We start from the raw sequence: 22,205 nt of genomic DNA on the forward strand, positions 1-22,205 counted from the left end.
GCGGCCCGGCCGCCTGCAATGCATCCGCTTGCAGGCGGCGGGCGTTTCCGATCCCATGTCGACCCTGACCCGCCGCAGCCTGCTCGCCGCCGGAACCGCCGGTATCGTCACCGCCTGTACCCCCGCCCGCGTCAGCCCGCCGCCGATCCTGGTCGCCCCCTTCGGGCCGCCAATCTCTGCGCCCGATGCGCTCCTCAAGGACATTCAGCAGCGCACCTTCCGCTATTTCTGGGACTCGACCGACCCCGCAACCGGCCTTGCGCCCGATCGCTGGCCCACCCCCTCCTTCGCCTCGATCGCCGCCATCGGCTTCGCCCTCACCGCCTACCCCATCGGCGCCGCCAATGGCTGGATCACCCGCGACCAGGCCCGCACCCGCACCCTGGCCACCCTGCGCTTCCTCGCCGCCGCCCCGCAGGGCGATCAACCCACTGGTTTTTCCGGGTATAAAGGCTTCTTCTATCACTTCCTCGGCATGACGAAGGGGCATCGCTTCGCCAAATGCGAGCTGTCGACAATCGACACCGCGTTGATGATGGCGGGCGTGTTGTTCGTGCAAAGCTGGTTCGATGCCGAGGATATTCGCGAATCCGAGATCCGCGCGCTTGCCGAGCAACTCTACACCGCGGTCGAATGGACCTGGATCACCCCGCGCGCGCCCTTCGTGTCGATGGGCTGGATGCCGGAAAGCGGCTTCATCTCCAGCGACTGGAACATCTACAACGAAAGCCTGATCCTTTACCTGCTGGCGCTCGGCTCCCCCAGCCACCCCTTGCCTGCCGACACCTGGACGCGCTGGACTGACACCTTTGATCCCTCATGGGATGCCAGTTACGTCGATGCCTATACCGCCTTCCCGCCGCTGTTCGGCCATCAGTACAGCCAGGTGTGGGTCGATTTCCGCGGCATGACCGATGCCTATTCGCGCCGCCGCGGCATCGATTATTTCGAGAACAGTCGCCGCGCCACCTATGCGCAGCAACGCTATGCCATTGCCAATCCGGGCAACTGGGTCGGCTATGGCGAAGATGTCTGGGGCTTCACCGCCTGCGACGGGCCCGGCGACTTCGTGCAGGAGATCGACGGGCGCAACCGCGAATTCTTCAGCTATTCCGCCCGCGGGCCCGGGGACCGCGACGACGGCACGATCGCGCCCACCGCCGCCTTCGGCTCGATCGCCTTCGCACCCGAAATCGTCATTCCCACCGCCCAGGCGATGATCGCGCGCTACCCCGGCATCTATGATGAATACGGCTTTCGCGACAGCTTCAACCTGACGCTGAAACAGACCGACCACCGGTTGCAGCACGGCTCCATCGTCCCCGGCACCGGCTGGGTCGCGACCGACCATCTCGGCATCGATCAGGGCCCGATCGTCGCGATGATCGAGAACCATCGCACCGGCCTCGTCTGGAACACCATGAAGCGCAATCCGCACCTGCGCCGCGGCCTGGAACGCGCCGGGTTCAGCGGCGGCTGGATGGGCTGAGGGGCATCAGGCGCGCGTCGCCGGCGTCCGGCTGCCGCGCACGCTGTCATAGGCGTAGAGCGCACATCCCGCCCAGATCAGGGTAAAGGTCGCGATGTGGACGGGCTTCAGCGTCTCGCCGAAGAGCAGCACCGCCTGCAGGAACTGCAAGGTCGGCGCCAGATACTGGAGCAGCCCCAGCGTGGCATAGCGCATCCGCCGCGCCGCCGCCGCGAACATCAGCAGCGGCGCCGTCGTCACCGCGCCCGCCAGCACCAGCAGCACGTCCAGGCGGATGGACTGCCCGAACGCCCCCGTCCCCGCCATCTGCGCCTGCGCGATGAAGATCGCCGCGAAGGGCGAGAGCAGCAGCGTCTCTACCGTCAGGCCGCCCAGCGCATCGATCGCCGCCACCTTGCGCAGCAGGCCATAGACGCCGAACGTCACCGCCAGCGTCAGCGAGATCCACAGCGCGCCGCCGCCCGACACCGCGAGCAGCAGCACGCCCACCGCCGCGATCCCGATCGCCACCGCCTGCCCGCGCCGCACGCGCTCGCCCAGCACCGCGACGCCCAGCGCGACGTTGACCAGCGGGTTGATGAAATAACCCAGACTCGCCTCCAGCACATGTGCATGCTGCACCGCCCAGATATAGACCAGCCAGTTGACCGCGATCAGGCCCGCGCTCCCGCACAGCAGCAACAGCGTCCGCCCCCGCGCCGCCGCCCGGATCGCCGCCCCCCGCCGCATGGCCAGCACTACCAGCAACAACAGCGCCACCGACCACAGGATGCGATGCGCCACCACCTGAAACGCCGGCACTCCCGCCAACAGCTTCAGGTACAGCGGCAACAGCCCCCAGGTCACATAGGCGCCGATGCCCAGGATCAGGCCGGTACGGGCGGGAGAAGCGGTGGCGGTCATGAACCGCCCTGTCCTGCAGCGCAGCATGATTGGCAAGCGCCTATGGCGCCCGGCCGCCCGGAGAGTCCGCAACTGCTGACGTTACCCCGCGCTACCCGTTCGTCTCACGTAACTACCAAGGAGCGGTGCAGCCGCATATCGAAGCGGTGTATCGAAAGGCAGCTTGGCGCATGAAGCGGCTCCCCAAAGCCAGCCCCGCCCCGATCCGTTCGTTTCGAGTAACCGCCGAGTGGCGGCGCAGCCGCGTATCAAGGCGGCGTATCGCGAGACAAGTTGGCGCACGAAGCGACTCCCCAAAGCCAGCCCCGCCCGATCCGTTCGTCTCGAGTAACCGTCGAGTAGCGGCGCAGCCGCGTATCGAGGCGGTGTATCGAGAGACAGGCTGGCACACGAAGCAGCTCCCCAAAGCCAGCCCCGCCCGATCCGTTCGTCTCGAGTAACCGTCGAGTAGCGGCGCAGCCGCGTATCGAGGCGGTGTATCGAGAAACAGGTTGGCACACGAAGCAGCTCCCCAAAGCCGGCGCGACCGTGGCCTAAGGCAACATGGTCACTGCCTAGCCCGAAACCATCCCCTCCACCCTGACGCGCCCACCGCGGTTGACGACGCGTCCCATCACCATGCCGGTCACGCAAACGTCCGCACCCGCGCCGACCACCACGTCGCCCTGGACCATCGCGGCGACATCCACCGTGCATCCGGACGCCACGGTCAGGTCCCCCATCACCATGCCCCGGAACGTCCCGTCCCGGTCCACCGTCACGTCGCCACCATGCATCCCGCGCATCGCCGTTCCTCCGATCAGGATGCGAACAACAACACCGGCGTCTCCAGATAGGTCCGCAGCGCCTGGACGAAGCTGGCCGCGTCCCAGCCGTCGACCACCCGGTGGTCGCAACTGATCGACAGGTTCATCAGCTTGGCGCGCACGATATCGTCGCCCCGGAACACCGGGCGCTCGACGATCTTGTTCGGCCCGACGATCGCCACTTCCGGACGGTTGATCACCGGCGTCGTCGCGATGCCACCCAGCGGCCCCAGCGAGGTGACGGTGATCGTGCCGCCCCCCATTTCCTCGCTGCGGATCGTGCCGGCCCGTGCCGCCTCGGCCAGCCGCGTGATCTCGGCGGCGAGCTGCCAGACGTTGCGATCCTGTGCGTCGCGGATCACCGGCACGGTCAGCCCGGCCGGGGTCTGCGTCGCCATCCCGCAATGCACCCGCCCCGACCGCGTCACCACACCCGCCTCGTCGTCATAGCGCGCGTTCAGCATCGGGAAGTCGGGCAGGGTGCGGCACATCGCGACGATCAGGAACGGCAGCAGCGTCAGCTTCGGCCGATCGCCGCGATGCGCGTTCAGGTCGCCGCGCATCGCCTCCAGCGCGGTCACGTCGATCTCGTCGACATAGGTGAAGTGGGGAATGTTGCGCTTGGCGGCGGCCATGTTCTCGGCGATCCGCCGCCGCATGCCGATTACCCGCACGCTCTCGTCCGCCCAGGCGCGCGGGGCATCGGATGTATAGCCCTGCGCCGAACCGTAGCGCAGATACGCGTCCAGATCGGCGTGGCGGATACGGTCCCCCTCCGCCGCCCGCACCTGCGACAGATCGACGCCTAGTTCCTTGGCCCGCGCCCGCACCGCCGGCGAGGCCAGCGCTCGATGCTCACGCGAAACCGGAGCCGCCCGCACCTCCCTCTCCCCTCCGGGGAGAGGGCCGGGGTGAGGGGCCGCCACAGGCGGCACGCTCTGAGCTGCCACCTTCTCCTGAGCCGCAGCCGCAGTCGCAGCCGCAGCCGGAGCCGGAACCGGCGCGGCAACCTCCTCGACCCCCGGATTTTCCGCCTCGATCTGCTCGGCCACCTCGTCCGAGCCGACCGCCTCCGCCGCCTCGGTCTCGATCACCACCAGCGCCGCGCCGATCGGCACCATCTCGCCGACCTCGCCCGCCACCTCGACGATCGTGCCCGACACCGGCGATTCCATCTCCACGGTCGCCTTGTCAGTCATCATGTCGGCAAGGTTCTGGTCCTCCTCCACACGATCCCCCACGGCGACATGCCATGCGACGATCTCCGCCTCGGCAATGCCCTCGCCGATATCGGGCAGGCGAAAGGTGAAACGCGCCATCCTCAAGCGTCCTTCATGATCTTCTTGAGCGCCTGTCCGATGCGGACTGGCCCCGGGAAATATGCCCATTCCAGGCTGTGCGGATACGGCGTGTCGAACCCCGTCACCCGCTCGATCGGCGCTTCCAGATGGTAGAAGCAGCGCTCCTGCACCAGCGCGGACAGTTCGGCACCGTAGCCGCCGGTGCGTGTCGCCTCGTGCACGATCATGCAGCGCCCGGTCTTCTTCACCGACGCCTCGATCGTGTCGATGTCCAGCGGCACCAGCGTGCGCAGGTCGATGATCTCCGCATCCACCCCCATGTCGGCCACGGTGTTGGCGACGACATGGACCATCGTGCCGTAGCACAGGACCGTCACGCCCTCGCCCTCGCGCACCACCGCGGCCTTGCCCAGCTCGACCTTGTAATATCCGGTCGGCACCGCACCACCGGGATGCTGCGACCAGTTCGACGCGGGGCGATCCCAGTGCCCGTTGAACGGGCCGTTATAGATGCGCTTGGGCTCGAAGAAGAGGACGGGGTCGTTGTCCTCGATCGCTGCGATCAGCAGCCCCTTGGCATCGTACGGCGTCGACGGGATCACCGTCTTGATGCCGGAGACATGGGTGAAGATGCCCTCCGGGCTCTGCGAGTGCGTCTGCCCGCCGAAGATGCCGCCGCCAAAGGGCGAGCGGACCGTGATCGGTGCGGTGAACTCGCCCGCCGAGCGATAGCGCAGCCGTGCCGCCTCGCTGACCAACTGGTCGAGCGCGGGGTAGATATAGTCGGCGAACTGGATCTCGGGCACCGGCCGCAGGCCATAGGCGCCCATGCCGATCGCGACGCCGATGATGCCGGTTTCGGTGATCGGCGTGTCGAACACGCGCGTCTTGCCGTATTTCGCCTGCAACCCCGCGGTCGCGCGGAACACGCCGCCGAAATAGCCGACATCCTCGCCCATCACGAGCACGTCCGGGTCGCGCGCCATCACCACGTCCAGCGCGGAGTTGATCGCCTGGATCATCGTCATCCGAGCGGTTTCGGGCTGGGTGTCTGCCGTCATCGCTTCCTCGCCCCCCATCACTTCCTCGCCCACGGCCGCCCGCTCGCTTCTTCCTCGTCCAGCATCTGCTGGCGCTGTTCCTGCAGGTGCCAGGGCATCTCCTCGAACACCCCGTCGAACAGCGAATCGAGCGGCTGGTGCAGCCCGTGGCCCAATATGCCGTTCGCCTCCGCCGCCTTTTGCGCGGCGCGCACCTCCTCGGCACACGCCTTGTCCTGCTCGGCGTGCTGTTCCTCGCTCCACTCGCCAAGCGCGATCAGATGATCCTTCAACCGTACCACCGGATCCCCCAGCGGCCACGCGCCCGATTCTTCGGCGGAGCGATACTGGGTCGGATCGTCGGAGGTGGAGTGCCCCTCCGCGCGATAGGTGAACAGCTCGATCAGCGTCGATCCCTGGTTCAGCCGCGCGCGCTCGGCCGCCCACATCGTCGCGGCATAGACGGCCAGCGCGTCGTTGCCGTCGACCCGCAAGCCGGCGATCCCGTATCCGATCGCGCGCGCGGCAAAGGTCGTCGCCTCCGCCCCCGCGAAACCCGAAAAGCTGGAGATCGCCCATTGGTTGTTGACGACGTTCATGATGACCGGCGCCCGGTACACCGCGGCAAAGGTACAGGCGGAGTGGAAGTCGCCCTCCGCGGTCGACCCTTCGCCGCACCATACCGCCGCGATCCGGTTGTCGCCCTTCGCCGCGGAGGCCATCGCCCAGCCCACCGCCTGCGGATATTGCGTCGTCAGATTGCCGGAGATCGAGAAGAAGCCGAACCGCTTTTCGGAATACATGATGGGCAGCTGCTTGCCGCCCAGCTTGTCGCCGGTGTTCGAATAGATCTGGTTCATCATGTCGACCAGCGGACAGCCGCGCGCGATCAGCAGCCCCTGTTGCCGGTACGACGGAAAGCACATGTCGTCGGCGTCCAGCGCATAGGCCGCCGCGACCGCCACCGCCTCCTCGCCCCGCGCCTTCATGTAGAAGCTGGTCTTGCCCTGCCGCTGCGCCCGGAACATCCGCTCGTCGAACGCGCGCAGCAACACCATGCTGCGCAGCATCCGGCGCAACAGGTCCGGCGACAGCTTCGGGTCCCAGGGGCCGACGGCGTGGCCCTCATCGTCCAGCACCCGCACCAGACCATAGGACAATTCATGAAAATCGGCCGGCGCATCGCCGGTATCGGGGCGCCGCGCCGCGCCCGCGGGCGGCACGTCGAATCCGTTGAAATCGACCGCATCGCCCGGCCGGAAACGCGGTTCGGGCACATGCAGGCTCAGCGGCGGCAGATTGGCGCGGGAATGTCCGGCCATGCTCTCTCCATTCAGTGGCGCCCGTTTTTCGGGTCGATCACTCGTTTCAACCGCCTGTTATAAAATTTCAAGCCCCCGCGATGCTTTTCGTCCCCGTCTTGCCGCGAACCGCCGGCTCGCCTATCTGGCGCGGGCGGCGACCACGTTCCCGCCTCTTATGGGTGTTCAAGACCGGGACGGCCCGGCAGCAAGCCTTTGAAGGACGCTGCCCCATGCCCTGGATCATCCTTGCCATCGCCGGTCTGTTCGAGGTCGTCTGGGCCTATGCGATGAAGCAATCGCACGGCTTCACCCGGCTATGGCCCTCGGTCATCACCTTTGCCGGCATGTTCATCAGCTTCGGCCTGCTCTCGCTTGCGATGCGCAGCCTGCCGCTGGGTACCGCCTATACGGTATGGACCGGCATCGGCGCGGTGGGCGCCTTCGTGCTGGGCGTGCTGATCCTTGGCGAATCGGCGCATCCCATGCGGATCGGCGCGGCGGTCCTTATCGTCTCCGGCCTGGTCCTGATGAAGCTGTCGGACGGATAGGGCCAGGCACGCGCCCTTACGGCCGCGCCACGATCCGCCACCGGTCCTGCGCGATCGTCATCGCCGCCACGCCCGGTTTCCAGATGCCGTCCGTGCCGCGCCGTTCATAGCCGCACACGAACACCAGATGCTCGCGTGACGACAGCCGGCACCCATTGGCCCGCAACGTGCCCGCCGCCACATCCTCGCCGCCCGCCTTCCAGGCCGCGGCAAGCTGCTCATCGGTCGGCCGCGGCGACAGGCGATCGGCGGCATAGGGCCCGTCCAGCGCCGCCCGGCCCGCCGCCACCACGGCGGGCTCCAGCGGCGGCAGCGGGGCGGCACGCTGTGCATCCCACGCCCCCATCTGCTGCAGGATCGCACCCGGCGCATCGACGGGCGGACCCGACTGTGCCGCTACCGCCAGCACCGCCAGCAGCAGCATCAGCCGCCCACCACCTGTTCGATCACGCCGAACACCGGGTGATGCCGGTCGTCCTCGGCCCAGATCCGCACCGTGTCGCCCGCCTTCAGGAACGGCGTCCTGGCCGCGCCGTCCCGGATCGTCTCCACCGTGCGCAGCTCTGCGAGGCACGAATAGCCGACCCCGCCCTCCGCGATCGGCTTGCCCGGCCCGCCATCCGCATCCCGGTTGGATACGGTGCCCGATCCGATGATCGTCCCCGCCCCCAGCGCGCGCGTCTTCGCCGCATGCGCGATCAGCGTGCCGAAATCGAAGGTCATGTCCTCGCCTGCCTCGGCGCGGCCGAACGGCTTGCCGTTCAGGTCGACCATCAACCGGCGGTGCAGCTTGCCGTCCCGCCACCAGTCGCCAAGCGAGTCCGGCGTCACGAACACCGGCGAAAAGGCAGAGGCCGGCTTCGACTGGAAGAAGCCGAACCCCTTGGCCAGTTCGCCCGGGATAAGCCCGCGCAGCGATACGTCGTTGGTCAGCCCGACCAGCCGGACGGCCGCCAGCGCCTCGTCGCGGCTGGCGCCCATGGCCACGTCGCCGGTCACCACCACCACCTCGGCCTCCAGGTCGCAGCCCCAGCTTTCGTCGGCCAGCGGGATCGGATCGCGCGGGCCCAGAAACCCGTCCGAACCACCCTGATACATCAGCGGATCATGCCAGAAACTGTCGGGCATCTCGGCGCCCCGCGCCTGCCGCACCAGCGCGACATGGTTCACGTAAGCCGACCCGTCCGCCCATTGATAGGCGCGCGGCAACGGGGCGGCGGCATCATGTTCGTGAAAGCGTCCCTTGGGGATCGCGTCATGCGCCAGGTCGGTCGCCAGATTGGCGAGGTCGGGCGCCAGCCGGTCCCAATCGTCCAGCGCCGCCTGCAATGTCGGCGCGATGTGCGCGGCATCGGCATACCAGGCCAGATCGTCCGACACGACGACGAGGCGGCCGTCGCGACCCCCCTTCAGGCTGGCAAGCTTCATGGGCGTTCCTCTCCGTTGTTTGGCACAGGCGTGCCGGAAGCGGGAGCGCGGATCAACCCCGCGACGCAACCGTCGGGCGGCTTGACTTTTTCACATTTGCAAGCCAAGGGAGCCGCCGATCGTGCCGGTTCATGGCAAGCGTGAACGGACCCTGGTCCCGGCGCCGGCGCGATATTTCGATCAAAGGCTGTCCTTGTCACGCGGGGCATCATTCTTCCCCCCGGTGCGCCGGCCGATCGCGGCTGCGCCCGCTGCCAAGGCTATTCTCATGTCCTTTTCCGAACTCGGTTTGTCGGAGCCGCTCGTCCGCGCGCTCGAAGCCAAGGGCTATGCCGAGCCCACCCCGATCCAGCGCGATTCGATCCCGACCCTGCTGGAGGGTCGCGACCTGCTGGGCATCGCCCAGACCGGCACCGGCAAGACCGCGGCCTTTGTGCTGCCCTCGATCCAGCGTCTGGTCGCCGCCAACAAGCGCGTGCTGCCGACGCATTGCCGCATGCTGGTGCTCGCCCCGACGCGTGAACTCGCCAGCCAAATCGCCGACAATGCGCGCGGCTACGGCAAGTTCTCGAAGCTGACCGTCGCCACCGTCTTCGGCGGCACCAGCATCGCCAAGAACAAGAACGACCTGTCGCGCGGCGTCGACATCCTCGTCGCCACGCCCGGCCGCCTGATCGATCTGGTCGAGCAACAGCTCCTGAACCTGTCGATGATCGAGATCCTGGTCCTCGACGAGGCGGACCAGATGCTCGACCTGGGCTTCATCCATGCGCTGCGCCGCATCGTGAAGATGCTGCCGAAGAAGCGCCAGTCGCTGTTCTTCTCGGCCACCATGCCGACCCAGATCCGCGAGCTGGCGGACAAGTTCCTCGACGATCCGGCGACCGTCTCGGTCACGCCCGTCGCGACCACCGCCGAGCGGGTCGAGCAATATGTCACCTTCGTCACCCAGACGGAGAAGCAGGCGCTGCTGACGATCGTGCTGGGCGATCCGGCGATCGACCGTGCGCTGGTCTTCACCCGTACCAAGCACGGCGCGGACCGCGTGGTGAAGCTGCTGGCGGGCAACGGCATCGCCTCGCACGCGATCCACGGCAACAAGAGCCAGGCACAGCGTGAGCGTGCGCTGGGCGCGTTCAAGTCGGGCGAGGTCCGCATCCTGGTCGCGACCGACATCGCCGCACGCGGCATCGACGTTTCGGGCGTCAGCCATGTGGTGAATTTCGAGCTGCCCAACGTGCCCGAACAATATGTCCACCGCATCGGCCGCACCGCGCGTGCCGGTCGCTCGGGCATCGCCATCGCCTTCTGTGCCGAGGACGAGCGGCCCTATCTGCGCGACATCGAGAAGCTGACGCGCCAGAAGATCCCCGTCACCCCGCTTCCCGCCGACTTCGTGAAGCGGGCCGAGGCGATCAAGGCACAGCGCGTCAAGGCGATCGGCGCGGACCCCGCCCCGCGCGCCGACCGGCCGCGCCAGCAGCCGCGACCCAAGGCGACGCATGCGGCACGCCCCAGCGATCCGCGCGGGCCCCGCGGCCGTCAGCGTCGCCGTGGCGGCGGGGGCGGCGGTGGCCGCAGCGCCGGCGCGCCCGCCCAGGGCTAAAGGCCAGGGGCAGGGATAAACCATCAGGGTCAGGGCGTTGTCCCGGCATCGATCCCTAAAAGGAGGATGCCATGGACATCGCCCACACACCCGCTGCCGAACGTATCGCACGGGTACTTTGCGGCCAGCGGATCAGCATCAACGCCGGCGGCGAGACCGAATCGGCCTCCGCGATGGTCGACGATCACTGGAGGGATCACCTGCCCGACGCGCTTGCCGTCCTGCGCACGCTGCGCGAACCCGACCAGCACATGGCGGCCGCCGGCGATCCCGCCATCTGGGAAGCCATGGTCCTGGTCGCGATCGAACAGGCCAAGCCGAAACCGCAAACCTTGGTGCTGTAACGCCTGCAATTGACGCTTCGCCAACCGGCACACGACGCGAAGCGTCATCAAATTATCATGCGCGCAGAGAACGCAGAGACGCCTCCACCTGTGCGCACATACACCTATCGAAGCGCAAAGCGCTTCACCGCTCACTCAATCGATGGGGACGCAACAAATGCCCCCAACGAATCCCCTCCGCGCCTCCGCGCCTCCGCGCGAATATCAGATCTTCTTCGCGGCTTCGCGGCTTCGCGTGAACCAAACTTTACTCAATCAAGAAACCGCGCCGCCCGCTTCTCCAGATTCGCCATCACCGCCTCCCGCTGGTTCGCCCCTCGCATCAGCCGCAACTGTGCGGCACTTTCCGCGCGCAGGATGGTGGCGGCATCACCGTCCGCGGCAACCGCGAGCAGGCCCTTGGCCTCGCGCACCGCATCGGGGCTGCGTGCCGCGATCACCCGCGCCAGATCGCGCGCCGACCCCATCGGATCCTCCGTCAGGCGGGTGACGAAGCCGAACGCTTGCGCTTCCTCGGCCGAGAATTCCCGTGCGGTATAGGTCAACTCGCGCACCACGTCGTCGCGCACCATGCCCCGCCACAAGGCGACGCCCGCCATGTCGGGCACCAGTCCCCAGTGCATCTCGCGAATGGCGAAGCGCGTCGCCGGGTGCGCCAGCCGGATGTCCGCGCCCGACATGATCTGGAACCCGCCGCCGAAGGCGACGCCGTGCACCGCCGCGATCACCGGCATCGGCAGGGTCCGCCAGCCCCAGGCCGCCTGCTGCACCAGGTTTGCCGCGCCGTGCGTCCGCTCCTCGGTCAACAGGCCGGATCCGCCGCCCGCCATCGCCGCCATGTCCAGCCCGGCGCAAAACGCATTGCCCTCACCCGACAGGATGACGACGCGCACCTCGGCCCGCGTTGCCAGCGCCGCGATCGTGTCGGCGATCTGCGCGAACATGGGCGCATCGATCGCGTTCATCTTGGCGGCGCGGGCCAGCCGCACCTCGGCAACGCCATCGGCCAGCGTGATCGCCACCCGGTCTTCCATCACCACTCTCCACGCATGCCTGGCGCCGATTGCGCCGCATGCCCAGCGGTGTACAGCATGTCGCGATGAGGTTCGATATCGACCGTTTCGCCGCAGCGGGCGGCTTTGGCGGCCATGGCGGCCGGCTGGGCATGCACTATCATGCGCATGGGCCCGACTGGGCGGAACTGGCGCTGCCCTATGATCCGGCGCTGGTCGGCGATCCGGAAAGCGGCGTCATCGCATCGGGGCCGATCATCACCATCATGGACATGGCGACCAGCCTGGCGGTCTGGCTGAAACGCGGGCGTTTCGTGGCCCATGCGACGCTCGATCTGCGCGTCGACTATCTCCGCCCCGCCACCCCCGGCGCCACCGTCATCGGCCACGGCGAATGCTACCGCGTCACCCACTCCATCGCCTTTGTCCGCGGACAGGCGCATGACGGCAACCCCGACGATCCCGTCGCACACGTCACCGGCACCTTCATGACCACCGGCCTGCGCGATACCCGCCAATCATGAACCCGCCCCAGACGCTGCCGCCCTATGCGCACCTCCTCGGCTGCACGATCGAACGCACGCCTGATGGCGCGCCCGAACTCGTCCTCCCCTTCGCCGACGACGTCATCGGCCGTCCCGGTTTTCTCCATGGCGGTGCGATCGCGGGGCTGCTGGAGGTGGCGGCGATCGCGATGCTGGCGCACGGGCTGGAGGAGGAGGGCGGGGGCCGGATCAAGCCGGTCACCGTCACCGTCGATTTCATGCGCGGCGGGCGCGATCACACCACCCGTGCCGCGGCACGCATCGTGCGCCTGGGCCGCCGCATCGCCAATGTCGAGGCGATCGCCTGGCAGGACGACCGCGACCGCCCGATCGCGGCCGCCCGCATGACCTACCGGATCAGCCGGCCGGAGCCCGTTCTTTCGGAGTAGTATCTCCGCACCCGGCCTAGCCCCTCTTCGCGCTGGAACCGAACCCCGCGCCACATCTAAGCTTTGCCTCACAACGAAAGCGGACCTGGGGGCAGGTATGCAGGGGGCAAGCACGAAAAGGTCGATCGGGGGATTCCCGGTCATCAACTGCGACCGTCATGTTCTGGCGGAAGCGCTACGGCATCGTCTCGCGCTCCGGCGGCGGACGATCCTGTTCTTCGCCAATCAGAATTTCGTCGTCGAATGCCAGAAGATCGGCCGCCGCATGGCGTCGCGCCGGGACGTGCTGGTGGTCAGCGACGGAATCGGAGCGGAGATCGGCGCGCGGCTGGTCAGCGGGCGCGGTTTCGTCGAAAATCTGAACGGCACCGACTTCACGCCATTCTTCTTCGAGCGGCTCGGGCGCAAGCTGCGCCTGTTCCTGGTCGGCGGCACGCCCGAGAATGTCGAGGCGGCAGCGCGCATCTTTGCCGAAAGCTGGTCGACCGAGGTCGTCGGCACGCAGGACGGCTTTTCGCTGTGGCAGGACGAGGACGCGGTGATCGAGCGGATCCGCGATGCGAGACCCGACGTGCTGATCGTCGGCATGGGCAATCCGCTCCAGGAACGCTGGATCCTCGACCATGCGGACCGGTTGGAGGTGCCGCTCGCCATGGGGGTCGGCGCGCTGTTCGAATGGCTGACCGGCGCCAAGCAGCGGGCGCCGCAATGGGTGCGCGACGCGCGCATGGAATGGGCCTATCGCCTGGCCAGCGAGCCGCAGCGCCTCGCCAGGCGCTATTCGGTCGGCATCGTCCACTTCTTCCTGCTCGTCGCCGCCTGGGGACAGGCGAACTTCAAGCCGGAGGAGGAACCCCGCCCGGTGCCGCTGCCGCCCAAGCACCAGTTCGACGACGAGCGCGAGGCGGTGCCGGTCGCCTGACCGGCCCTATCACCCCGCCGGGGTCAGTTGCACCAGCCGCCCTCGTGCGCCGTCCTCCAGCACCCACAAGGTGCCGTCCGGGCCCTGTTCCACCTCGCGGATGCGCGCGCCCAGCGCCAGCCGGCCGACCTCGCTCGCCGTCGTGCCGTTCACCCGCACCCGCACCAGTCCCTGGCTGACCAGCCCGGCCAGCACGAAATCGTTGGTCCAGCCGGCAAAGCGCGTGCCGGTATACTGGATCATCCCGCCCGGCGCGATCACCGGCGTCCAACTGACGAGCGGTGCGGTAAAGGCGGTGTTGGTCGAATGCCGCGGGATCGGCGCCCCGCCATAGTCGTTCCCTTCCGACACGTTCGGCCAGCCATAGTTCCGGCCCGCTTCGATCAGGTTGAACTCGTCGCCACCCTCCGGCCCCTGCTCGCTTTCGAACAACCGGCCATCGGCGGCAAAGACCAGGCCGTACGGGTTACGATGGCCCAGCGTCCAGATTTCCGCCTTGGCGCCGCTGCGCCCGACGAACGGGTTGGTGGAGGGCACCGCGCCATCGGGGTCGATCCGCACGATCTTGCCGAGCGTCTGGGCGAGGTCCTGCGCCGGCGCGCCCTTCTGCCGCTCGCCCGCGGTCACGAACAGCCGACGGTCGGACGAGAACGCCATGCGCCCGCCGAAATGGCCGTCGCCGGACACCTTGGGATCCTGTCGCCAGATCACGCTGACATTGTCCAGCCGCCCGCCGGTGCCATCGGTGACAAGCGTGCCCCGCGCCACCGCCAGCCCCTTGCCGCCGCTGCCCGCCTCGGCATAGCTCAGATAGACGCGGTTGTTGGTCGCGAATTGCGGGTCCAGCACCACGTCCTGCAACCCGCCCTGCCCGGCAAAGGCCACCGCCGGCACCCCGGCAACCGCGGCCGAGACTGTGCCGGTCGTCGTCACGATGCGCAGCCGCCCCGGCTTTTCGGTCACCAGCATCCGCCCGTCGGGCAGGAACACCATCGCCCAGGGGTTGTCGAAGGTGGCGACCGCGTTTTGCGTCACGCTGGTCGTGGGCGGGGTCGGCGTCGGGCTCGTCGGGGTCGGCGTACCGGTCGGGTCGGGCACCGGCGCGATCGATCCGCCGCCGTCATCGTCGCCGCACGCGCCCGCCAGCAGCAACAGGGCGAGCGCGAAGGGCGTGGCGCGACGCGGGCTCATGACCGCGGGTCCAGCCGGATCAGCCGCCCCTGCGACCCGTCGTCACCATCCTCCAGCACGTAGATCGCGCCGTCCGGCCCCTCGGCCACGTCGCGGATGCGCGCACCCATGTCCCACTGGTCGCCCTTGCTGGCCGCGGTCCCGTTCAGGTCGATGCGCACCAGCGACGTGCTCGACAGCCCGCCGATGAACGCGTCCCCCTTCCACTGCGGGAAGCGGTTGCCCGCATAGATCATCAGCCCGCCCGGCGAGATCACCGGGTTCCACGACACCTTGGGCGGCTCATAGCCGTCACCGGGCTTGTGGTCGGGAATGTCGCGACCGTCATAATGCGATCCGTTCGACGCGTTGGGCCATCCGTAGTTGCGCCCCGGCAGGATCAGATTGACCTCGTCGCCGCCCTTGGGCCCCATCTCCTGCTCCCAGAGATTACCCTGGGCATCGAACGCCAGGCCCAGCAGGTTGCGGTGCCCATAGGACCAGACCGCCGGGTTAAACCCTTGCGCTGCCAGCGGATTGTCCGGCGCCGGCTTGCCGTCCAGCGTCAGGCGCAGCACCTTGCCCAGCGTCGCCTGCTTGTCCTGCGCAGGCGTGAATTTCTGCCGGTCGCCGGCGGTGAAGAACAGGTATTTGCCATCGGGGGAGAAGGCGATTCGCCCCGAATAATGGCCGTTGCCCTCGACCAGCGGCCCGGCGCGGAACAGCGCCTCGATCTGGCGCAGCCGGTCATCGGCCAGCACGCCGCGCGCCAGCACCACGCCCTTGCCGCCATCGCCTGCCGCCGAATAGCTGAAATAGACCTGCTTGTTCTGCGCAAAGCCCGGCGCCGGCACGATATCCATCAGCGCGCCCTGCCCGGCCGAATCGACCGGCAGCGTCGCGATCACGCGCCGCGTCCGGCCATCGGCGGACAGCATCAGCATCCGCCCATCCTTTTCGCTGACCAGCATCCGCCGGTCGGGAAGAAAGGCCACCGCCCAGGGCGAATCGAAGTCGGCGATCACCGTCTCGGTAAACGGCTTGGCACCCGCCGGGATGTTGGCGGCCCCCTGCGTCGCGGCCCCCTGCATCGTCGCGTTGTCGGCATCCGGCGCCTCGACATTGCCCGAACAGGCGATCAGCGCCACCGGCAACAGCGCGAGCAGACCTACATGCATCAACATCCTCCCGATTTTGCCATCCAACGCGGAACCTTGCTGAAGGATGCTTGTACCTTGCCCCGTTCGGGCGTATATCCTGCATCACTCTCTAACATCGTCAGGTGAAAGAGGCTGCGGGGCAACGGCACCGCGGCACCGAACCTGCATATCCGGGATCTTGCATGGCGGACATCGCCCTTCTCACGTCGATCATCGAACCCGAGGCCCAGGCGCTCGGCTTCGCCCTGGTGCGCGTGAAGATGTATGGCGGCCAGTCGGACCCGACGCTGCAGGTCATGGCCGAGCGTCCCGATACCCGCCAGTTGACCATCGACGACTGCGCCGCCCTGTCGCGCCGCATCTCCGACGTGTTCGACCAGATGGAGGCGGAGGGGCGCGACCCGATCGACCATGCGTACCGGCTGGAGGTATCCTCGCCCGGCATCGATCGCCCGCTGACCCGGCTTCAGGATTTTGCCGACTGGGCCGGGCACGAGGCGCGCATCTACCTTGCCGAGCCGATCGACAACCGCAAGCAACTGACCGGCGACCTGATCGGGGTCGAGGGTGATGCGGTGACGATCGACGTCAACAAGTTCAAGCCGATGACGGTGCGGTTCGACCAGATTGCCGACGCAAAGCTGCTCATGACCGATCGCCTGATCGCCGCCACCCAGCCGCTCTCCACCGAGGGCGCCGACGAATTCTTTTACCAGGACGCGCCCGAAGACGGCGCCACCACGGAAGGACAGCACTGATGGCCACCGCCGTTTCCGCCAACAAGGCGGAACTGATCGCGATCGCGAACGCCGTCGCATCCGAGAAGATGATCGACAAGGCGATCGTCATCGAGGCGATGGAAGATGCGATCCAGCGCGCCGCCCGCGCCCGCTACGGTGCGGAAAACGACATCCGCGCCAAGCTGGACCCCAATTCCGGCGACCTGCGCCTGTGGCGCGTCGTGGAAGTGGTCGAGCAGGTCGACGATTATTACAAGCAGATCGACCTGAAGGGTGCCGAGAAGCTGCAAAAGGGCGCGAATGTCGGCGACTTCATCGTCGATCCGCTGCCCCCGATCGAATTCGGCCGCATCGCGGCGCAGGCCGCCAAGCAGGTGATCTTCCAGAAGGTTCGCGATGCCGAGCGCGAGCGCCAGTATGAGGAATTCCGCGACCGCCAGGGCGAGATCATCACCGGCGTCGTCAAGCGCGTCGAATTCGGCCACATCGTGGTCGATCTCGGCCGCGCCGAGGGCGTGATCCGCCGCGACGCGCAGATCCCGCGCGAGGCGGTGCGCGTCAACGACCGCATCCGCTCGCTGATCCTGAACGTGCGCCGCGAGAATCGCGGGCCGCAGATCTTCCTCAGCCGCGCGCACCCGGACTTCATGAAGAAGCTGTTCGCGCAGGAAGTGCCCGAAATCTACGACGGCATCATCGAGATCAAGGCCGCCGCCCGCGATCCGGGCAGCCGCGCCAAGATCGGCGTGATCAGCCACGACTCGTCGATCGATCCGGTCGGCGCCTGCGTCGGCATGAAGGGCAGCCGCGTGCAGGCCGTCGTACAGGAGATGCAGGGCGAGAAGATCGACATCATCCCCTGGTCGCCCGACACCGCGACCTTTGTGGTGAACGCGCTGCAGCCCGCGAACGTCAGCCGCGTCGTGATCGACGAGGAAGAGGACCGGATCGAGGTGGTGGTTCCCGACGACCAGCTTTCGCTGGCGATCGGCCGCCGCGGCCAGAATGTCCGCCTCGCCAGCCAGTTGACCGCCAAGGCGATCGACATCCTGACCGAGGCCGACGCCTCCGAGAAGCGCCAGAAGGAGTTCGTGCAGAACTCCGAACTGTTCCAGAACGAGCTGGACGTGGACGAGACGCTGGCCCAGCTTCTGGTCGCCGAGGGCTTCGGCGCGCTCGAAGAGGTCGCCTATGTCGAGATCGACGAGCTGGCGAGCATCGAGGGCTTCGACGACGATCTGGCGCAGGAGCTGCAAAGCCGTGCGCAGGAAGCGCTCGACCGCCGCGAGCAGACCAATCGCGAGGAGCGTCAGGCGCTGGGCGTCGAGGATGCCTTGGCCGACATCCCCTATCTGACCGAGGCGATGCTGGTCACGCTGGGCAAGGCGGGCATCAAGACGCTGGACGATCTCGCCGATCTCGCCACCGACGAGCTGGTCGAGAAGAAGCGCGCCGAGCCGCGTCGCCGAGGCGACGATGCGCCCAAGCGCGAGGCCAAGGGCGGCATCCTTGCCGAATACGGCCTCAGCGACGAGCAGGGTAACGAGATCATCATGGCCGCGCGCGCCCACTGGTTCGCCGACGAAGAAGAGGGCGAAGAGGGCACCGAGGCTGCGGCCGGCTCCGACGCCGACACTGCAACCGGGGAGGACGAACAGGCCTGATGCCGTTTATTTCCATCCGCCTGGCCGGCTCCGCCACCAAGGCGCAAAAGGCCGATATCGTCGCCGACGTGACCCGCTCGATGGTGGAGCGGCTGGGCAAGAACCCGGCCGCCGTCCAGATCGTGATCGAGGAAGTGTCGACGGAAAACTACGGCGCCGGCGGTCAGTTGATCGCCGACCGCGATGCCCCGAAGGGAGACGCGCATGCGGTCCCGGGGCAATGAGCGCGACGCTGTAAGACAGGCAGAGGCGGCAGCGGACGGTGCCCCCGTCCGCCGCTGCATCCTGTCCGGCGAGCGCGAGGCGCGCGACGGGCTGGTGCGTCTCGCGCTGGCGCCGGACGGCCGCGTGCTACCCGATGTCCGTGCCAAGGCTCCCGGCCGCGGCGCGTGGATCGGCGTGAACCGTGCGGAACTGGAGGTCGCGCTGAAAAAGGGCCGGCTGAAGGGCGCACTGGCGCGTGCCTTCAAATCGGCCGATTTCCAGATCCCCGATGACCTGCCCGCGCTGATCGCTGCTGCACTGGAGCGCAATGCGCTCGACCGGCTGGGGCTCGAGTCGCGGTCCGGTGCGCTGCTCACTGGGTCCGACCGGATCGAGACCGCGGCGCGCTCCGGGCAGTTGCAGGCGCTCTACCATGCCGCGGATGCCAAGCCCGATGGCACCCGCCGTCTGGCACAGGCGTGGCGGGTCGGTTCGGACCGCGAAGGCTCCGACCTGAAGGGGTTGGCGTTGCCGGTGGCACGCCCCATATTGTCGTTGGCGTTGGGCCGCGAGAATGTGGTACATATCGGCCTGACAGATCGTAACGCAGCAAAGCGGGTGAGCGAAGCGCTCGACCGCTGGCTGCATTTTATCGGACCCGACCCTGTGGCAACGCCTTGCGAAACGGCCTCGCAAGGCGCATCGGCGTCCGACCTTTCCGGTGACCGACCGGCCGTGAACGTACACGAGGAATTTGAGTGAGCGAGACCGACAACGACAAGCCGAAACTCGGAATGCGCCAGCCTCTGGGGCTGAAGCGCACGGTCGAGACCGGCAAGGTGAAGCAGAGCTTCAGCCACGGCCGCTCGAACACCGTGATCGTGGAGACCAAGCGTCGCCGCGTCCTCGGCCGTCCGGGCGAAGCTGCGCCCGAGGCACAGGCGCCCGCGCCTGAGGCCGCACCGGCGCCGGCACCCGCCCCCGCCCCGGCCCCCCAGCCGCCCCGCCCGCCGGTCAACGAGACCGCGCAGGAGCGTCAGGCACGCCTGCTGCGCGAGGCCGAGGATCAGCGCATGAATGCGCTCGAGGATGCGCGCCGCCGCGAGGACGCCGAGCGTCAGCGCGCCGCCGAGGAAGAGCGTCGCCGCGCCGAGGAACGCGCCCGCGCCGAGGCAGAGGCCAAGGCTGCGCCTGCGCCCGAGCCTGTGCCGGCCCCCGAACCGGAAGCGCCTGCCCCGGTCGCGGCCGAGCCCGCCGCCCCCGCCGCGCCCGAGCCGCCGACGATCAGCGTGCAGCCGCGCATGTTCCGCCCGGTCGAGCGTCCGGTGATCCCGCCGCCCGCGCCCAAGCCGGAACCCGTCGCCGCGCCTGCCCCGGCGCCGACGCCCGCACCCGCGCCCGCTCCGAAGGCTGCGCCGACGCCCGCTCCGGCGCCTGCGCCCGCCCCGGCGCCGACGCCCGCCCCCGCGCCCCTGCTGGGCCGCGACCCCGCGATGCCGGCCCCGCGCCGCTTCTCGCCGGTGCAGCGTCCCGTCATTCCGCCCCGGCCCGCACCTGCCCCGGCACCCGCGCCCGCGCCTGCCCAGGCCGCCGCACCGGCCGCCGGCAACACGGCGTCGTCCTCGGCACCGCGTTCGCTGCCGTCCGGTCAGGCGACCCCGCGCAACGCGCCGCCTAGCCGGCCGCAGCAGCGCGACCGCAAGGGTGACGAGCGTCGTGGCGGCAAGCTGACCGTCAACCGCGCGCTGAACGAGGACGGCAGCGCCCGCGCCCGTTCGCTCGCCGCGCTCAAGCGTGCCCGCGAAAAGGAGAAGCGTTCCTTCGGCGGCCCGCGCGAACCGCAGGTCAAGCAGGTCCGCGACGTGCAGGTGCCCGAGGCGATCACCGTTCAGGAACTCGCCAACCGCATGGCGGAAAAGGGCGCTGATCTGGTCAAGACGCTGTTCAAGATGGGCATGCCCGTCACCATGACGCAGACGATCGACCAGGACACGGCCGAGCTGCTGGTGACCGAATTCGGCCACAACATTGTGCGCGTCTCCGACTCGGACATCGATCTGGCGATCGATACCAGCGAGGACCCGGTCGATGCGATGAAGCCGCGTCCGCCAGTGGTGACCATCATGGGTCACGTCGATCACGGCAAGACCAGCCTTCTGGACGCGCTGCGCGGCACCGATGTGGTGCGCGGCGAGGCCGGCGGCATCACGCAGCATATCGGTGCGTATCAGGTCACGCTGAAGGACAAGTCGAAGGTCACCTTCCTCGACACGCCGGGCCACGAAGCGTTCACGCAGATGCGTGCCCGCGGCGCGGACGTCACCGACATCGTGGTGCTGGTGGTCGCGGCCGATGACGGGTTGATGCCGCAGACGATCGAGGCGATCAACCATACCAAGGCATCGGGCAAGCCGATGATTGTGGCGATCAACAAGATCGACAAGCACGACGCCAACCCCCAGCGCGTGCGCGAGCGTCTGCTCGAGCATGACGTGCAGGTCGAGGCGATGGGCGGCGAGACGCAGGACGTCGAGGTGTCGGCGCTCAAGAAGATCGGCCTCGACGAGCTGATGGAGAAGATCCAGCTCCAGGCCGAACTGATGGAGTTGCAGGCCAACCCCGATCGCGGCGGCGAAGGTGCCGTGATCGAGGCGAAGCTGGACAAGGGTCGCGGCCCCGTCGCGACGATCCTCGTCAATCGCGGCACGCTGAAGGTCGGCGACGTGTTCGTCGTCGGCGCCGAATCGGGCCGTGTGCGTGCGCTGGTCGATGACAAGGGCCGTCAGGTGAAGCAGGCTGGCCCTGCGATGCCGGTCGAGGTGCTGGGCCTGTCGGGCGTTCCGCAGGCCGGCGACCAGTTGCAGGTCGTCGAGAACGAGGCGCGTGCCCGCGAGGTCGCGGAATACCGCCAGGGCGTGCTGACGCAGAAGCGGACCACCGCGGCGCCGGCCAGCCTGGAATCGATGTTCTCGGCGCTGAAGGCCAATCAGGCGCTGGAATATCCGCTGGTCGTAAAGGCGGATACGCAAGGCACTGTCGAGGCCATCGTCGCGTCGATCAACAAGATCTCGACCGACGACATCAAGGCGCGCATCCTGCACTCGGGTGTGGGTGGCATCACCGAGAGCGACGTGACGCTGGCGGCTGCCAGCGGCGCGCCGATCATCGGCTTCAACGTCCGCGCCAACGCCAAGGCACGCGAGATCGCCGAGCGGAACAAGGTCGCGCTCAAATATTATGACGTGATCTACGACCTGATCGACGAGATCCGCGCCGGTATGGCCGGGCAGCTTGGTCCCGAGGCGTTCGAGACGGTGGTCGGCCGTGCGGAAATCCGCGAGGTCTTTTCGGCGGGCAAGCACGGCAAGGCGGCGGGTCTGCTCGTCACCGAAGGCGTCATCCGCAAGGCACTCAAGGCGCGCATCACCCGCAACGACGTCATCGTCTATGTGGGCGAGATCGCCTCGCTGCGTCGCTTCAAGGACGATGTCGCCGAAGTGCGCGCCGGTCTGGAATGCGGTGTGACCTTCTCCAACAACTTCATCGACATTCGTGCCGGTGACTATCTCGAAACCTTCGAGGTCGAACTGCGCGATCGTACGCTGTAACAACCGGATGCCTGCCCCTCC

At 68.0% G+C, this 22,205-nt stretch carries 22 protein-coding genes; 12 read left to right on the forward strand and 10 right to left on the reverse strand.

The window, feature by feature from the left end; translation table 11 throughout:
* The first annotated feature begins 55 nt into the window (after nt 1-55).
* On the forward strand, nt 56-1,489 hold the full coding sequence (locus NPJ82_RS15200; protein WP_342657876.1) for a glucoamylase family protein: 1,434 nt from the start codon (nt 56-58) through the stop codon (nt 1,487-1,489).
* A 6-nt stretch (nt 1,490-1,495) separates the two neighbouring features.
* Here the strand turns inward: NPJ82_RS15200 and rarD are convergent, their stop codons facing one another.
* The 5 genes from rarD to NPJ82_RS15225 all read right to left on the reverse strand — a co-directional run bounded on the left by rarD (nt 1,496) and on the right by NPJ82_RS15225 (nt 6,861).
* Nucleotides 1,496-2,392 (reverse strand): EamA family transporter RarD, encoded by an 897-nt coding sequence (gene rarD, locus NPJ82_RS15205; protein WP_342657877.1) that lies wholly within the window; start codon nt 2,390-2,392, stop codon nt 1,496-1,498.
* 554 nt (nt 2,393-2,946) lie between these two features.
* The gene (locus NPJ82_RS15210) at nt 2,947-3,177 is read right to left on the reverse strand and encodes a hypothetical protein (protein WP_112381565.1); all 231 of its coding nucleotides are present in this window, start codon (nt 3,175-3,177) and stop codon (nt 2,947-2,949) included.
* Between the two features lie 14 nt (nt 3,178-3,191).
* Nucleotides 3,192-4,517: a dihydrolipoamide acetyltransferase family protein gene (locus tag NPJ82_RS15215; protein WP_342657878.1), complete on the reverse strand. Its 1,326-nt coding sequence runs from the start codon at nt 4,515-4,517 to the stop codon at nt 3,192-3,194.
* A 2-nt stretch (nt 4,518-4,519) separates the two neighbouring features.
* Nucleotides 4,520-5,527, reverse strand: coding sequence for an alpha-ketoacid dehydrogenase subunit beta (locus NPJ82_RS15220; RefSeq protein WP_112381803.1), 1,008 nt, complete (start codon nt 5,525-5,527; stop codon nt 4,520-4,522).
* Between the two features lie 50 nt (nt 5,528-5,577).
* Complete coding sequence (locus tag NPJ82_RS15225; protein ID WP_342657879.1) at nt 5,578-6,861, reverse strand: 3-methyl-2-oxobutanoate dehydrogenase (2-methylpropanoyl-transferring) subunit alpha; 1,284 nt, start codon at nt 6,859-6,861, stop codon at nt 5,578-5,580.
* 212 nt (nt 6,862-7,073) lie between these two features.
* Here NPJ82_RS15225 and sugE point away from each other — a divergent pair, with 212 nt between their 5' ends.
* Nucleotides 7,074-7,391, forward strand: a complete 318-nt coding sequence (sugE, locus tag NPJ82_RS15230) for a quaternary ammonium compound efflux SMR transporter SugE (RefSeq protein ID WP_112381568.1) — start codon at nt 7,074-7,076, stop codon at nt 7,389-7,391.
* 16 nt (nt 7,392-7,407) lie between these two features.
* On the opposite strand, the gene NPJ82_RS15235 is transcribed toward sugE, so the two are convergent.
* On the reverse strand, nt 7,408-7,815 hold the full coding sequence (locus tag NPJ82_RS15235) for a hypothetical protein (RefSeq protein ID WP_342657880.1): 408 nt from the start codon (nt 7,813-7,815) through the stop codon (nt 7,408-7,410).
* Nucleotides 7,815-8,819 (reverse strand): fumarylacetoacetate hydrolase family protein, encoded by a 1,005-nt coding sequence (locus NPJ82_RS15240; RefSeq protein WP_342657881.1) that lies wholly within the window; start codon nt 8,817-8,819, stop codon nt 7,815-7,817. The genes NPJ82_RS15235 and NPJ82_RS15240 overlap by 1 nt, the downstream gene beginning before the upstream one ends.
* 268 nt (nt 8,820-9,087) lie before the next feature.
* On the opposite strand from NPJ82_RS15240, the gene NPJ82_RS15245 reads away from it, so the two are divergent.
* Nucleotides 9,088-10,425, forward strand: a complete 1,338-nt coding sequence (locus NPJ82_RS15245) for a DEAD/DEAH box helicase (protein WP_149681241.1) — start codon at nt 9,088-9,090, stop codon at nt 10,423-10,425.
* A gap of 71 nt (nt 10,426-10,496) precedes the next feature.
* The gene (locus NPJ82_RS15250) at nt 10,497-10,769 is read left to right on the forward strand and encodes a hypothetical protein (protein ID WP_342657882.1); all 273 of its coding nucleotides are present in this window, start codon (nt 10,497-10,499) and stop codon (nt 10,767-10,769) included.
* A gap of 251 nt (nt 10,770-11,020) precedes the next feature.
* Here NPJ82_RS15250 and NPJ82_RS15255 read toward each other — a convergent pair whose 3' ends face one another.
* Nucleotides 11,021-11,803: a crotonase/enoyl-CoA hydratase family protein gene (locus NPJ82_RS15255; RefSeq protein WP_342657883.1), complete on the reverse strand. Its 783-nt coding sequence runs from the start codon at nt 11,801-11,803 to the stop codon at nt 11,021-11,023.
* A gap of 65 nt (nt 11,804-11,868) precedes the next feature.
* On the opposite strand from NPJ82_RS15255, the gene NPJ82_RS15260 reads away from it, so the two are divergent.
* From NPJ82_RS15260 to NPJ82_RS15270, 3 genes are all read left to right on the forward strand, one after another.
* Nucleotides 11,869-12,306 carry a PaaI family thioesterase gene (locus NPJ82_RS15260; protein ID WP_342657884.1) on the forward strand — a complete coding sequence of 146 codons (438 nt, stop codon included), beginning with the start codon at nt 11,869-11,871 and terminating at the stop codon, nt 12,304-12,306.
* Nucleotides 12,303-12,716 (forward strand): PaaI family thioesterase, encoded by a 414-nt coding sequence (locus NPJ82_RS15265; RefSeq protein ID WP_112381574.1) that lies wholly within the window; start codon nt 12,303-12,305, stop codon nt 12,714-12,716. The genes NPJ82_RS15260 and NPJ82_RS15265 overlap by 4 nt, the downstream gene beginning before the upstream one ends.
* A 97-nt stretch (nt 12,717-12,813) precedes the next feature.
* Entirely contained in the window at nt 12,814-13,638 is an 825-nt protein-coding gene (locus tag NPJ82_RS15270) for a WecB/TagA/CpsF family glycosyltransferase (RefSeq protein WP_149681245.1), read from the forward strand.
* 9 nt (nt 13,639-13,647) lie between these two features.
* Here the strand turns inward: NPJ82_RS15270 and NPJ82_RS15275 are convergent, their stop codons facing one another.
* Together NPJ82_RS15275 and NPJ82_RS15280 are read right to left on the reverse strand one after the other, a co-directional pair.
* Entirely contained in the window at nt 13,648-14,829 is a 1,182-nt protein-coding gene (locus NPJ82_RS15275; protein ID WP_342657885.1) for a PQQ-dependent sugar dehydrogenase, read from the reverse strand.
* Complete coding sequence (locus NPJ82_RS15280) at nt 14,826-15,986, reverse strand: PQQ-dependent sugar dehydrogenase (protein WP_342657886.1); 1,161 nt, start codon at nt 15,984-15,986, stop codon at nt 14,826-14,828. The genes NPJ82_RS15275 and NPJ82_RS15280 overlap by 4 nt, the downstream gene beginning before the upstream one ends.
* A 164-nt stretch (nt 15,987-16,150) precedes the next feature.
* On the opposite strand from NPJ82_RS15280, the gene rimP reads away from it, so the two are divergent.
* The 5 genes from rimP to infB are packed head-to-tail and all read left to right on the forward strand — an operon-like array spanning nt 16,151 to nt 22,184.
* On the forward strand, nt 16,151-16,726 hold the full coding sequence (rimP, locus tag NPJ82_RS15285) for a ribosome maturation protein RimP (protein WP_112381577.1): 576 nt from the start codon (nt 16,151-16,153) through the stop codon (nt 16,724-16,726).
* Complete coding sequence (nusA, locus tag NPJ82_RS15290) at nt 16,726-18,372, forward strand: transcription termination factor NusA (RefSeq protein ID WP_342657887.1); 1,647 nt, start codon at nt 16,726-16,728, stop codon at nt 18,370-18,372. The genes rimP and nusA overlap by 1 nt, the downstream gene beginning before the upstream one ends.
* On the forward strand, nt 18,372-18,596 hold the full coding sequence (locus tag NPJ82_RS15295; protein ID WP_149681249.1) for a 4-oxalocrotonate tautomerase family protein: 225 nt from the start codon (nt 18,372-18,374) through the stop codon (nt 18,594-18,596). The genes nusA and NPJ82_RS15295 overlap by 1 nt, the downstream gene beginning before the upstream one ends.
* Nucleotides 18,577-19,338 (forward strand): DUF448 domain-containing protein, encoded by a 762-nt coding sequence (locus NPJ82_RS15300; RefSeq protein WP_267347180.1) that lies wholly within the window; start codon nt 18,577-18,579, stop codon nt 19,336-19,338. Before NPJ82_RS15295 ends, NPJ82_RS15300 begins: the two co-directional genes overlap by 20 nt.
* Entirely contained in the window at nt 19,335-22,184 is a 2,850-nt protein-coding gene (infB, locus tag NPJ82_RS15305; RefSeq protein ID WP_342657888.1) for a translation initiation factor IF-2, read from the forward strand. The genes NPJ82_RS15300 and infB overlap by 4 nt, the downstream gene beginning before the upstream one ends.
* Nucleotides 22,185-22,205: the final 21 nt, after the last annotated feature.

It is taken from the genome of Sphingomonas sp. NY01 (genome assembly GCF_038809135.1).
Lineage (GTDB): Bacteria > Pseudomonadota > Alphaproteobacteria > Sphingomonadales > Sphingomonadaceae > Sphingomonas > Sphingomonas carotinifaciens.